This window comes from Arthrobacter sp. NPDC056493 (assembly GCF_042795115.1).
In the GTDB taxonomy this organism is placed as follows: domain Bacteria; phylum Actinomycetota; class Actinomycetes; order Actinomycetales; family Micrococcaceae; genus Arthrobacter.
Genome location: NZ_JBHTSL010000001.1, coordinates 169,515 through 182,884 on the forward strand (window position 1 = coordinate 169,515; position 13,370 = coordinate 182,884).

General features: G+C 65.9%; 8 protein-coding genes. 4 read left to right on the plus strand and 4 right to left on the minus strand.

The genetic code is table 11. The features are described 5' to 3' along the window. Window positions 1-3,708 (minus strand): carboxypeptidase regulatory-like domain-containing protein (locus ACFQ50_RS00815; protein ID WP_377993610.1); only part of this gene is annotated, 3,708 nt, incomplete at its 3' end. A gap of 254 nt (window positions 3,709-3,962) precedes the next feature. Between ACFQ50_RS00815 and ACFQ50_RS00820 the strand changes: the two genes are divergently transcribed. Continuing rightward, window positions 3,963-5,834, plus strand: coding sequence for an O-antigen ligase family protein (locus ACFQ50_RS00820; protein WP_377993611.1), 1,872 nt, complete (start codon window positions 3,963-3,965; stop codon window positions 5,832-5,834). Between the two features lie 290 nt (window positions 5,835-6,124). Beyond that, window positions 6,125-6,514, plus strand: a complete 390-nt coding sequence (locus ACFQ50_RS00825) for a hypothetical protein (RefSeq protein WP_377993612.1) — start codon at window positions 6,125-6,127, stop codon at window positions 6,512-6,514. A gap of 23 nt (window positions 6,515-6,537) precedes the next feature. Here the strand turns inward: ACFQ50_RS00825 and ACFQ50_RS00830 are convergent, their stop codons facing one another. Continuing rightward, on the minus strand, window positions 6,538-7,230 hold the full coding sequence (locus ACFQ50_RS00830; protein ID WP_377993613.1) for a potassium channel family protein: 693 nt from the start codon (window positions 7,228-7,230) through the stop codon (window positions 6,538-6,540). Further along, complete coding sequence (locus tag ACFQ50_RS00835; protein ID WP_377993614.1) at window positions 7,223-8,683, minus strand: TrkH family potassium uptake protein; 1,461 nt, start codon at window positions 8,681-8,683, stop codon at window positions 7,223-7,225. Before ACFQ50_RS00835 ends, ACFQ50_RS00830 begins: the two co-directional genes overlap by 8 nt. Window positions 8,684-9,094: 411 nt before the next feature. Between ACFQ50_RS00835 and ACFQ50_RS00840 the strand changes: the two genes are divergently transcribed. Next, window positions 9,095-11,077, plus strand: coding sequence for an amino acid transporter (locus ACFQ50_RS00840; RefSeq protein ID WP_377993615.1), 1,983 nt, complete (start codon window positions 9,095-9,097; stop codon window positions 11,075-11,077). A gap of 95 nt (window positions 11,078-11,172) precedes the next feature. Here the strand turns inward: ACFQ50_RS00840 and ACFQ50_RS00845 are convergent, their stop codons facing one another. After that, complete coding sequence (locus tag ACFQ50_RS00845) at window positions 11,173-11,883, minus strand: TetR/AcrR family transcriptional regulator C-terminal domain-containing protein (RefSeq protein ID WP_377993616.1); 711 nt, start codon at window positions 11,881-11,883, stop codon at window positions 11,173-11,175. A 104-nt stretch (window positions 11,884-11,987) separates the two neighbouring features. Here ACFQ50_RS00845 and ACFQ50_RS00850 point away from each other — a divergent pair, with 104 nt between their 5' ends. Then, window positions 11,988-13,208, plus strand: coding sequence for a glycosyltransferase (locus ACFQ50_RS00850; RefSeq protein ID WP_377993617.1), 1,221 nt, complete (start codon window positions 11,988-11,990; stop codon window positions 13,206-13,208). The last annotated feature ends 162 nt before the right edge of the window (window positions 13,209-13,370 follow it).

Here is a 13,370-nt window from a genome sequence, read left to right on the forward strand (position 1 = left end):
GCACTGGTACTTCAGGGTGACGGGTGCCGGTCCCCAGGTTCCCGGAGTTGCGGTCAGCGTGTAGCCCACCTTTGCCGTTCCGGTGACCTTGGGAGCCGGCGAGGTCAGGACGGGGTTGAGGGCCATGACCGTGCCGGTGGCGGCGGAGGTCTTGGTTGCCGTGGTGTATCCCGCCTTGGTGCCCGTCACGCTGAAGGTCAGTGTCTTGCCCACCTGTGCCGTCGTCAGCTTGAACGTGGTGGCGGCGGCGCCCGTGATGGCAACGCCGTTGGCCTTCCACTGGTACTTCAGCGCGACCCCTGTGGGACCCCAGGTTCCGGGGGTCGCCGTGAGCGTGGAGCCCACTTTGGCCGTTCCCTTGACCGTAGGGGTGGGGGCGGTGATGGTCTCCACCACTGCCGCGTACGACAGGTTCTGCGTTGTGGCGCTGCCCCTGACTGCACTGACCTTCGTTGCCGTGGCCTCGGTGGTCTTGTTGCCGGAGTAGAGGTCACCGCGCCCGGACAAGGCTCCGTGCACCTTGATGATGTAGCTGCCCGTCGTAAGGCCCGAGAGCGTGTACTTTCCGGTGGCACTGGTGCTCGCACTGCGGGTAACCAGTGAGCCGTCCGGTGTGTAGGCCTGAATCAGGGCGCTGACTACCGGCTTTCCGGCCTTGTCCAGTACGGTGCCGGTCACGGAGGCCCCGGCTGTGAGGCTGGCGTTGATGTTCGGCACTGTCTGTCCGGCAGTGACCGGGATGGACTGCGCCTGCCCTGCACCGGCGGATTCAGGCTGGTTCTGGTAGTACTGGGCCTCGTCCTGGGTGTACCCGGTGGAGCGGTTGAACGCCACCTTGTAGGAACCCGCAGCGAGGCCGACCACGCTGTAGTTGCCGGCCTCATCCGAGTAGCCGTTCTTGACCAGTTTGCCGGCCGAGTCAAGGACGCTGAGGAGGTAACCCGGCTGGGCACTTGCCCCGGAGACGTTCCCGCTGATGGTCGCCCCGGTGACAACCGTCAGGTCCGCGCCACTGACACTCTGCCCCGCGGTCACCGCTACGGATTTGGCGGTGGCGGCCGTTGCCCCTCCGTACCAGAGGTCCTCGGCGCCACTCTGGCCGCCGAGGAAGCGCAGCTTGTAGGAGCCGGTCTCCAGTCCGACGATGCTGTAGGTGCCGTCCGGCTCGACGTAGCCGTAAACGGACGAGTCATCGATGGTTCCGGCCTTCGTGGCGATGACCTGTGACGCGGTCAGCCGCGTCCCCGCCGGGGCGGTGATCTTGCCGCTGATCACGCCGCCCTTGACGAGGGTGGCATTGATGGCGGTAAGGGTTTGACCGTCGGTGACGTTGACCGGGGTTGCCGTGGCCAGGGCAATGGCATTGGTGTACCACCGGGCCAGCACCCCAGTGTTGCTGTATCCGGCGAACCGGAGCTTGTAGCTGCCTGCGGGAACTCCGCGCAGCGCATACGTGCCGTCGCTGTTGAGCTGGACAGAACTAACCGGTGCGCCATCGGCTGCCTTGAAGAGGCTGACGCTGACGTTAAAGGCGCTCACGCCCGCGGGCAGGGTGACCTTGCCGCCGATTGTCGCGCCCTTGGCCAGCGCCGCATCGACCGCCGTCCTGTCCTGTCCTGCTGTCAGGACAACGGGCGTGGCAGCGGCCTCGGTCTGCACGTTGTTGTACCACTCGTCCAGCGCCCCGGAGTTGTAGTTGGAGAACTTTACCTTGTAGCTGCCGGCCGGGAGGCCCTTCACCCTGTACGTTCCATCGGCATTCACGTTCGCATACGTGCCGTAGGGGCTGCCCGCCCCGCTGGCAGACACGGACACGCCGGACAGGGTTACCCCGGCCGGGACGGTGACTTTACCGCTGATGCTTGCACCCTTGACCAGGGTCGCGTTGATGCCAGTGACGTCCTGGCCCGCGGCTACTGGCAGTACGGTGGCCGTCTCCCGTGAGGTGGCATTTGCGTGCCATTGGTCCAGGGCCCCGGAGTTGTAGCCGGAAAACAGGAAAACGTAGTTGCCCTGGGGGAGCCCCGCCAGCTTGTAGCTGCCGTCGGCCTGCACGTTGGTGTAAACGGGGTACGTCAAATTGCTTGTGGAGTCGTACGCGTAGACGGAGACGGCTGTAAGGTCAACGCCTGCGGGCGCAGTTACTTTTCCGGAGATGGTCGCACCCTTGATGAGCACAGAGTCGGGCAGCGTCAGGTCCTGGCTGCTGCTGACTGCGACGGGGGTGGCGGTAGACGCCGTGGCGGCACCGCCGTACCACTGCCCGAGTGCGCCGGAGCTGCCCGTACTGAACTGGATTTTGTATGATCCTGCGCCGAGGCCTGCGAATTCGTAGGAGCCGTCCGGGGCCGGCTGGATCGCCCCAGCCCAGGAAAGGGTTTCCGAATCGTAGAGGTAAACCCACACCTGGGAAAGGTTTACGCCCGGGGCAGAAGTGACCTTTCCGGTGATGGACGCGCCTTTAGTCAGGGCAGCATCTGCCCCGCTGTGGTCCTGGCCCGCCGTGACGGTTATGGGAGTGGCTGTTCCAAAAGTTGACGCACCGTCATACCACTGCTCCAGCAGCGTGCTGTTCGACCCGAGGAACTGTACCTTGTAGCTTCCGGTGTTAAGCCCACCCACCGTGTATGTGCCGTCGGCGTTGAGTGATGATGACGCAACGTAGTTCGGGTTGGGTCCGGTTGCCTCATAGACGGTGGCCCGGATTGAGGAGAGATCGATTCCGGCCGGGGCTGTGACTTTTCCGCTGACCGAGCCGCCGGTGACGAGGGCTGCGTTGATCCCGGTTTTGTCCTGGGCTGCGGCGAGGACCACTGGATTCGCGGTATCAAACGACGACGCTCCGGGGTACCACTGCTGAAGGAGGCCGGTTCCATAGGAGGAAAACACAACCTTGTAGCTTCCGGCCGGAAGGCCACGGAGGCTGTACGTTCCTTCAGGACTGGCGGACGAAGAGCCGACGGTATTGCCGTTGCTGTCCCGCGCCTCGATCTGGACTCCGCTCGCATCGGCGCCGGCCGGAACCGTAATGGTGCCGCTGATGGACGCACCCCGTACAAGGGTTGCATTGATCCCCGTCAGAGCCTGGCCAGCCGTCAATGTGACGGGCGTGGCAGTATCGAAGGACGTCGCCGCCGCATGCCACTGGGTAATTGCTCCGGTGTTTCCGCCAACGAACTGGATCTTGTAGGTGCCGGCCGGAAGGCCGCGCACGGAGTAGCTGCCGTCCGGGTTCACCGAACCGGATGCTGAATACCAGTCGTCGCCGGTGCTTTGGACGGAGACGTAGAGATAACTGACGTCGATGCCTGCCGGGACAGTGATGCGGCCGCTGACGGTGGCGCCCTTGATGAGGCTCACGTTTATCCCCGCAAGGTTTTGGCCCGCAGCAACGGTGACCGAGGTAGCCGTTTCATACGTCGTGGCACCCGAGTACCACTGAGCCAGGGCGCCGGAGTTGTTGTATCCGTTGAACTCGAGCTTGTATGCGCCGGCCTGGAGTGCGTTGACCGTGTAGGTGCCGTCCTCCCTGACCTGCTCTGAGGCGACCGGCATCTGTCCATCCGCGGTGTAAGCAAAGACTGTCGTAGCCGCAAGGTCCACACCGGCCGGTGCCGTAACCTTTCCGCTGATCGTGGCCTCGGACAGGTCTACGGCGTTGGCCGGTGCCAACCCTGTGACTATCAGCGCCGAAAGTACCGATAACAATAATGCGATCCTTAAACGGAATCGCCCGCTCCTAACGAGCATTTTTTTATCCCCCCATGGGCCCAGCAGGCGGCGCCGCCGCTACTTTAAATTGTCAAAGAACGCCTCAGTCTAACTGTGCAATAGAGTTTATCCAACGATTGTGAAGCGCTCCGAATTTCTTCATTGCGTCCCCGGCCCAGAGGAAGAATTGCCCGTCTCGGGCGGTTATTGTTGGGTACGGACAATTCGGGGGAAAGGCTGCAGGCTTGCGCATGGAACGAGCAATCTCCCGCCTTCCCGGGGTCTGCATCATCCTGATGGCCGCCTCTCTTGTGGCCTTCCAGCCCGGCGGACTTTTCCGGTTCGTGTGGATCAAGCTCGTGGTGGTCATCCTCGCTGTCCTCGCCGGCCTGCTGTCGCCCGCTGGTGCGCGCCTCCCCGTGGCAGTGAAGGCCGCGACGGCCGCCTGCGTGCTGTGGATCGCCGTCGCGATGCTGCTCTCCGGCACCCCCCTTGCGAGTATCGCGGGCCGGTGGCCGCGCTATGAGGGCCTGCTGACACTGGCTGTGTACGTGGCGGTTTTCGCTGTCGGGGCCAAGGTGCTGGGAGGGACGGGCGGGAGTCGGCGGCGCGCCCTGCTCAGCCTGTCTCTGGCTGTTGCGGGCAGCGCATTGTTCGTCATTGCGGCCCTGGAAGGTGCCGGTCTGCGTCCTCTGGGCGGCGCCGAAAACGTAAGGCCGGGAGCGACGCTGGGCAACGCAACAGACCAAGGACTGGTCGGCGTCGTTATTGCCGGTGCCCTTGCCGCACAAGGTGACTTGGACAAAGCATGGCAGGTTTGGGTGCGCCGTGCTGGTCTGCTGGCCGGCGTAGGAGTTGCCGTGCTTTCCGGGTCCCGGGCTGCACTGGCCGCACTCCTGATCGTGGCTGTGTTCAGCGCGATTGCATGGATGAGGGCCAGGTCCTGGTCCCCGGTAAAAATCGCTGCCGGAGCAGCGGCCGCCGCGGCGGGCATCGCCCTCGTCGTGGTGCTGGTACCTTCCGCACGGGACCGCCTCCTGTCCGCCGGAACGGTTGATGGCAGGTGGCTACTGTGGGACCGGAGCCTTGGGCTGATCGCCGACCATACCGTCTCGGGCGTTGGTCCGAGCGGTTTCGTGGACGCCTTTCCCGCGTACCTGAACGGGGAATGGGCCCGGACTGTGGGCGACAGCTTTCCTGCCGACTCGCCGCACAGTTGGCCACTGCAGTTGTTGGCTGCTGGTGGTGTTCCGCTGCTGGTGCTCGTTGTGCTGCTCCTCGCGGTTTCACTGGCGGCCCTGGTCCGGCGGCTGCGGGAAACAAAGCAGGGGGCAGAGCGCAGGTATCTCGCCCTGGTGCTGGTGACGGTCGTGGCCTACGCGCTGGCCCTGTTCACGCACTTCACCTCCATCGGCACTACCGGCCTGGTGGCCTTCCTGTGCGGCGGTCTGGTTGGGTGCGATGGCGGGAAGCCTGCGCCCATCCGGACCGGGTTCATCCCGGTCTTTGGTGGCGCCAAAATGCGGGCAGTTCCCCGGCTGGCGGGTGTGTTGCTGGTACTCGGGGCGATGGCGATCGCCGTTCCCGCTGCCGTGGCTGAATGGCCCATGGAGGCCGGAGCCAGGGCGGCCGCGGCCGGGGACAGCGCCGGGGCGCAGCGGGCGTTTGTGCAGGCCAGGCAGCTTCGGCCATGGGACAGCGACACCGCGCTGCTCGCAGCCCAGGCGTTCGCGGGCCCGGCGACGGCGGGCGACCGGGATGCGGCCGGGTACGCCGTTGAGTGGGGACGCCTGGCCTGGGAACGGACGCCCGGCTCGCAGGAGGCGGGCACGGCCCTTGCTATCGGCTATCTTTACAGCGGTGACGTTCCGGCGGCCAAGGACCTGCTGGATGCGCTGGTTGCTGACGCCCCGTATTCAACAACCCTTTACGTGCAGCGGGGCGTAGCGCAGTTTGGCCTGGGACACTCGGCCGACGCCATTGCCGACCTGGAGCACGCAGCCGCGCTGGACCCTTCACTGGATACGCCGTGGCGGGTCCTGGCGAATATTCACCAGCGCCTCGGGAATGTGCAGGAGGCTTTGGCTGCGAGCCAGCGTGCGGACGCCCTGGCGGGGAATTAGCAATTACAAAATATTTCGGCCCTGATGGCGCGCAGCCTAAGAATTCCGCAGGAAACGATCAAGATCGGCGCAGTTTTTCTGAGCAATGCCTTGTTTCAATTTGCTGCGTGTTATTGCACGGCATATTTTTCCTAGCTTCCATTTCCGCCATCCGCTCGTCGATTTATGAGGTGCGCTAGCTGGCAGAGCCAGTAACAGCGCAGACACACAACGGGTCAAAACCTGAAACTTTCTTGAAAACATCGTGGTGCAGGCTGGTCCCATCAACATTCCAATGGAGGGGACCGGCCTTGAACGAACATCTGGAGCTTGAAGTGCAATCCAGCGCCGAGCTGGCGGTGGGCGACGAGGTGGAGGCCTGGCACCGCGGGCGGCTGGCGCACCGGGGGACCGTGAGCAGCACGGTCCGGGACATCGACCTGTTCTGGATCATCGACGCCCGGACCGGCGCCCGCCGGCTGCTGGATCTCGAGCAGCTCAGCGTGCGGCGCGTGCCGGCAGGAAAGGCGGCATCCGCCGTCGGGCATTCCCCGGGCGCGGCGCATTCCCCGGGTGCCGGGAAACTGAAGTCCGACGCCGGGAACCCGGCCAACGCCGTCGGCAAGCCTCCCGCACGGAGGCGAAAGCCTGTCCGAAGCCTGAGCCAGGTGGTCTTTATCGAGGCGCCGGCCACGCGATAGCCCCGTGACAGGGCCGACAGGACCTACGGCATGTTGCTGAACCGCTCCGCCTGGGTCTTGCTGCCCTGCACGATGATCTGGTCGTCGTCGTACAGGACCGTCTGCGCGGTGGTGTGGCCCCAGATGCCGCCGGGGCGCTTGACCGCCACGATGGTGATGCCGTACTTGTCGCGCAGGCCCAGCACGCCCAGCGGACGGTCGCGGGCCTCGGTGGGCGGGCTGGTGCGGATCATCACGAAGTCGTCCTCGAACTCGACGTAGTCCAGCAGCGAGCCGCGGACCAGGTGAGCCACGCGCTTGCCCATGTCGTGCTCGGGCCGGATCACGTGGTCCACGCCGAGCTGGTTGAGGATCTCGGCGTGCGGTTCGCTGATGGCCTTTGCCCAGATCTGCGGCTTCTTGAACATGAGCAGGCGCGAGGTGGTCAGGATGCTCGCCTCGATGTCGCTGCCGATGCCCACCACGGCGCGGTCGAACTCGTGGACGGAGAGCTGGCGCAGCACCTCCTCCTTGGTGGAGTCGGCCCGGACCACGTGCGTGAGCCGGCCGTTGTAGGACTGGACGGTGTCCTCGCTGGAGTCGATGCCCAGCACCTCGGTGCCCTGCGCCTCGAGCTCCAGCGCCAGCGCCCCGCCGAAGCGGCCCAGCCCGATGACCACCACCGTGTCAGCCTGCGCCCCGGATTCGGGTGAGCGGGAGAAGAAATTCTTAGCCAATGAGGGGCCTTTCCTTCGGGTATTCATAGAGAAGCGGGCGTTCGCGGAGCGCCAGCGCGGCGCCCAGCGTCACCGGTCCAAGGCGCCCGATGAACATCAGCAGGATCAGCACCACCTGCCCGGCCGGCGGTAGGGCGGCCGTGATGCCGGTGGACAGCCCCACCGTTGCAAAAGCGGAGATCACCTCGAACAGGATCCGCTCCTGGCCGAAGTCGGTGATGATCATGAGGAACATTGTGGAGCCGACCACCAGCCCGATGGCCAGCAGCACCACGGTGATGGCCTGCCGGTGCACGGCGCGGGAGAGGCGCTTGCCGAAGATGTTCACGGCCGTTCCGCCCTGCAGTTCGGTCAGCAGGATGAAGAACAGCACGCTGAAGGTGGTGATTTTCAGGCCGCCCGCGGTGCCGGCCGGGCCGCCGCCGATGAACATGAGGATGTCCATGCCCAGCCAGGACACCTCGTGCATGTGCCCGATGTCGATGCTGTTGAACCCCGCCGTGCGGGTAATGACGGACTGGAAGAATCCGGCCAGGATGCGTTCGCCGGGTTTGAGGGCGCCGAGGGTGGCAGGGTTGGACCACTCGACGGCGGTGAGGAAGACGGTGCCCGCGGTGAGGAGCACGGCGGTGCCCACCAAAACCAGCTTGGTGTTCATGCTCCAGTGGATGGGCCGCTGGTACTGCCGGCGCAGTTCGAACAGCACCGGGAAGCCAAGGCCGCCGATAATCACCGCGGCCGCGATGGGCAGGCAGATCCACGGGTCGCCTGCGAAGCCGATGAGGTTGTCCGTGTGCAGCGCGAACCCGGCGTTATTAAAGGAGGACACCGAGTGGAAGACGCCGTGCCACAGAGCCCGCCCGGGCTCGTAGCCGTAACCAGCGACGAGCCTGGCGGCCAGGATCCCCGCGAGGACAATCTCCACGGTGAGGCTGATGGCCAGCACCCCCAGCAGAACCCGGCGCACGTCGCCGAAACCTGTGCTCTTGATCTCCGCCGCCGCCGACAGCCGCGAACGCAGGCCCAGGCGGCGGGCCATAAGCACCCCCAGCAGCGTGCCGAAGGACATGACTCCGAACCCGCCGACCTGGATCAGGGCCATGATCACCGCCTTGCCGAAGCCGCTCCAGTACACCGCAGTGTCCACCGTGATCAGCCCGGTGACGCACACCGAGGACGTGGAGGTGAACAGGGCATCGAGGAAGGGTGCGCCGCCGGGTCCGTTCCGCGAGACGGGCAGCATGAGCAGCCCCGTGCCGACGGCGACGGCGGCGGCGAACCCGAGCACGATCACCTGGGCAGGGTGTTGGGGCGCGAAGACGTTGAGGATGCGCGGGAAGACCTTGGAGCCGCCGGGCCACAGGGGCTTTTGGGTATCCGGCCGGGACCCTTTGCCGGGAGGCCTGGCGTTCCTGCCCGCAGGCCGGGCCTTCGGGTCAGGAACGTCGCGCATACGCGTCACGCTACCACCGCGGAATTCCCTGGGGCCGGTGTGAAGGGCGAGGCGTTAAGAAAGCGTTAAGATCCCCGGTTTTGGCGCTTTTCGGATTCCGGCCGGTGCTAGGCTCCCGTGGTCATCAGCAAACTGCCCATGTGAATCGAAGGACCCCGTGGCCACCTTAAGCACGCAAGGCCGTGTCCTGCCATGCTGACCCAAAGCGCCCCGTTGCTGTGGCTGATCCTCGGGATCGGCGTGACCGGCTACATGATCTACCGGCTTATCAGAGCAACGAAGTAGCCCCCGCCGTCGGACCCCTCCCGCGGTTCGACGGCGGGTTACCGGCCCTCCCTCACGTTTCGCCGCTTGATCCCCGACGCTTCCTCACCTACCGGCGCCGGCCCCCAAGATCCAGAAAGACACTTCATGACCGCACCTGCCCAATACTCCGTTCCGGCCAGCGTGCCCAACCCAGAACTGGAACATGGCCCCGGCAGCGCGTTCACGCGGTGGCTGCTGGAGCACAAGGTGCACCAGCCGGTGGGCCCGGAGTCCGAGGAAGGCACCGGGCACCAGCAGAGTTGGTGGAAGGTAATGTGCCTGACCGGCGTGGACTACTTCTCCACGCTGTCCTACCTGCCCGGCATCGCCGCGCTCGCCGCCGGGGCGCTGTCGCCGCTGGCCACGCTGCTGATCGTGGCCTTGACGCTGCTGGGCATGCTGCCGATGTACCGGCGGGTGGCGCACGAGAGCCCGCACGGGCAGGGGTCCGTTGCCATGCTCGAGAACCTGCTGCCGTTCTGGCGCGGGAAGGTGTTCGTGCTGGTGCTGCTCGGGTTCGTGGCGACGTCGTGGATCATCACCATCACGCTGTCCGCCGCCGACGCCACGGTGCACATGCTGGAGAACCCGTACCTGCCGCCGTTCCTGGAGGGCCAGGCGGTTCCCATCACCGTGGTGATGCTGCTGATCCTGGGCGGGGTGTTCCTGCTGGGCTTTTCCGAGGCGGTAGCCGTGGCCATACCGCTGGTCGGCGTCTTTCTGCTGCTGAACGCCGTGATCATCGGCACGGGAATTTACGACGCCGTCACCCAGCCGGGTGCCGTCGCCGCCTGGATCGGTTCGCTGGGTTCGTTCGGCGGCGGCTTCTTCAACATCGCCGGCCCCGCGGTCCTGGCGTTTCCGCTGCTGGTGCTCGGCCTTTCCGGTTTCGAAACCGGCGTCAGCATGATGCCCCTGGTGAAGGCTTCCGGTTCTACGCCTGAGGAGACGCTCCGGAACCGGATCCGCAACACCCGCAAGCTCCTGACGACGGCGGCACTGGTCATGAGCGTGTACCTGATCGGCAGCAGCTTCGTGACCACCGTGCTGATCCCGGCCGAGGCGTTCCAGGAGGGCGGGCCGGCGAATGGCCGTGCCCTGGCATACCTGGCGCATGAGCGGCTGGGAAACGGCTTCGGGTCTGTCTACGACATCAGCAGCGTCCTGATCCTGTGGTTCGCCGGTGCCTCCGCGATGGCCGGGCTGATCAACATCGTGCCCCGCTACCTGCCTTCCTACGGCATGGCGCCGGACTGGTCCCGCGCGGTGCGGCCCGTGGTCCTGGTATACACGGCCATCAGCATCCTCATCACCATCGGCTTCAAGGCCGACGTCAACGCCCAGGCCGGCGCGTACGCCACCGGGATCCTGTTCATGATGGTCTCCGGTGCGGTGGCCGTGAGCATCTCCGCCGCGCGCAAGAAGCGCCGGGGTGCCGCCGTCGGCTTCACTGTCCTGACGCTGGTGATGCTGTACGCGCTGGTGGAGAACGTGATCGAGAAGCCGGACGGACTGGCGATCTCAGGGTTCTTCATCCTGGGCATCGTGGCCGTCTCCCTGGTGTCCCGTGTCTCGAGGACCACCGAGCTGCGGGTGGACCGGATCGAGTTCGACGATGCCGCGCGGCGCTTCGTGACGGACACGATTGACTACGACGGGCGCATCAACATCATCGCCAACCGCCCGCAGGCCAGGGACGCCAAGGAGTACGCGGAGAAGGAAGCCACGCAGCGGGAGAACAACCCGGTGCCCGGCACGGCCGACGTGATGTTCCTGGAAATCGATGTCACAGACCCCTCTGGCTTCAGCGACGTCCTCGAGGTGCGCGGCGTCGAGGTGGCCGGCCACCGCGTCCTTCGCGCCACGAGTCCGGCCGCGCCCAACGCCATCGCAGCGATCCTGCTGGCCCTGCATGCCGCCACGGGCGTACGGCCTCACGCCTACTTCGAGTGGGCCGAGGGCAACCCGCTGGCCCACCTGATGCGCTACCTGCTGCTGGGCCGCGGCGACACCGCCCCCGTGGTCCGCGAGATCATCCGCGAAAACGAGCCCGATCCCGCCCGCCGCCCGGGCATCCACGTCGGCTAGCCGGCCGTCCCCGGCAACCCCCGACGCTCTCTCGCCTGCTGCCGCTTATTCCCGATGCTCTCTCACCTTTCGTCGGGTTTTGCTGGGACGCTTCCTCAGGCGGAACCGGCGGCTGCCGGAAGGCCCGCGCCTGCCAGGTAATTGGTGATGACAGCGGTGAATACATGTTCGGGTTTCTCGGGTTCATGTTGCCCGGTGAGTGCGGCGGCCAGCAGCGGGTAGTTCCCGGACAGGACTACATCGGAGAGGTACTGCAGGCGGGCGTTCGCCCCGCCGAGGCCCGCCCCGGAGCTGTGGACTGATGCCAGCTCGTTTTGCACGAAGGCGGAGGTGATGGCCGTCATCATGGCCACGGTCTGCAGCTTCGCGGGGCCCGGCATGTCCACGGCCTCCAGAACAGACAGGGCCTGCTCCAAATATCTGAGCGAATTTGGTCCCATTGCGGGCCGGGTCAGCAGCAGCGGAGCCAGCCACGGATGCCGGTGCATGATGACCCGGCCCTGCCGCGCCAGGTTCAGCAGCTGGATCGGTGGAGTTTCCTTCGAAGGGGCAAGGTCGTATTCACCGCTGACCGTGTCCACGATGAGTTCGATGAGCTCGTCGTGCGATTTCACATACCGGTACAGGGACGCCGCGCCGGCCCCGATACCGGCGGCAACGCGTCGGATGGACACGGCCGTCAGGCCGTCCCGGTCGGCGATGTCGATCGCCGCCGCAGCAATACCCGCGCGTGAGTGTTCGGGTTTCGGCCCGACGACGGAACGCTCCGGGCGCCGCCAGACATCGATGGGGTCATGAGCGGGCATGAATGCTCCTACTTTCGTTCAGCCCCCTGGGTTAGGTTCTGTACCCATTCCATCCTATTCTTAATTGCGATCAGTGTTCGCAATTGACAGGAATGAGGAATGGCATGCGAGTACTCATGGTTACGCCCGGGGCCCGGGGAGACGTCGTCCCGATGGCCGGGCTCGGCAGCAGGCTTCGGACCATGGGCTTCGACGTCGCCATCGCGGCCAATGCCGCCTATGCGCCGCTGGTCGCCTTTGCCGGGTGCGAGCACCGCGAGCTGCCCGGTGACATGAGCTACCTGGTCAGCCCGGCCCCTCCCGGGAAGAAGGCCACGGGCGCGGATCTCCGCAGATACATGCATGAACTCGGTGACTACATGGACCTGGCGGCGACCGGCACACTGACCGCGGCCGAGGCCGGCGCCGACGTGATCCTCGCCAATGCAGTCGCACCCTATGCCTACGACGTGGCCGAGGCCCTCGACATCCCCGTTCTGGGCGCCCATCTGCAGCCGACCGAACCCAGCAGCGCCTACCCGCCCGTGGTCCTGGGGACCGCCCGCAGCTTAGGGCCGGCCGGGAACAAGCTGCTCGGTTCACTCATATCCGCGGGGAAAGCACCCTACGACGCCCCGAGCGCCCGCATCCGCCAGGTGCTCGGGCTACCCAATAGGGCCAGGTCCGCGTCCGAACGTGCGCGCAGAAAAGCCAACCGCCCGGTGCTCCACGGCATCAGCCCCAGAATATTTCCGCGCCCGGCAGACTGGCGATCCGGACTCACCATGACCGGCTACTGGTGGCCGGCAGCCGATCCTGCCTGGCAACCAGCCCCCGAGCTGCTTGAATTCCTTGCGGACGGTCCGCCCCCGGTCTTCATCGGCTTCGGCAGCAGCGCCGCCCTGGACACCGACTTCATGCTCGACGCCGCACGCCGCGCGGGAGTGCGCGCGGTGCTGCAAGGAGTCCAGGGTGTCTCCGGGCCCGATGCCATCAGTATCGGAGCGGTTCCGCACGAATGGCTGTTCCCGCAGATGGCTGCGGTGGTGCACCATGCCGGCGCCGGGACCGCCGCAGCAGGGCTGCGCGCCGGTGTGCCGGCGGTCAGCGTGCCGATATACACCGACCAACCGTTCTGGGCCGCGCGGATCACATCCCTCGGCGCGGGCCCGCAACCGGTACCGTACAAGGAGCTCACCGTTGAGCGGCTGGCAGCGGCCATCAGGCAGGCCGCCACGACTCCGGCCTACACCGCCCGTGCACGCCAACTGGCGCAGGCCCTCACCGCGGAGGAGAGCACCGCGCCTGTAGTGACAGCGCTGCGGGCCGCTGCAAAGCAGATCTAGCGCGTTCGGAGCGGCCGTCTCCGCTGGGGGCGAGCTGCGTTTTCAATGTTCCGTTTCGGACGCTTCCTCAGTTTGCGTCGCGTCCTTCCGCACGCTCTCTCACCTTTGGTCGGGTTCTGCGGGACGCTTCCTCACCGTTGGTCGGGCCTGTCGAGATCACGG

What these genes read in the sequence shown, in the direction of transcription:
- ACFQ50_RS00820 (WP_377993611.1), top strand. Translation starts at nt 3,963, where the DNA reads ATGGAACGAGCAATCTCCCGCCTTCCCGGGGTCTGCATCATCCTGATG.
- ACFQ50_RS00840 (WP_377993615.1), top strand. Translation starts at nt 9,095, where the DNA reads ATGACCGCACCTGCCCAATACTCCGTTCCGGCCAGCGTGCCCAACCCA.
- ACFQ50_RS00850 (WP_377993617.1), top strand. Translation starts at nt 11,988, where the DNA reads ATGCGAGTACTCATGGTTACGCCCGGGGCCCGGGGAGACGTCGTCCCG.
- ACFQ50_RS00835 (WP_377993614.1), bottom strand. Translation starts at nt 8,683, where the DNA reads ATGCGCGACGTTCCTGACCCGAAGGCCCGGCCTGCGGGCAGGAACGCC.
- ACFQ50_RS00845 (WP_377993616.1), bottom strand. Translation starts at nt 11,883, where the DNA reads ATGCCCGCTCATGACCCCATCGATGTCTGGCGGCGCCCGGAGCGTTCC.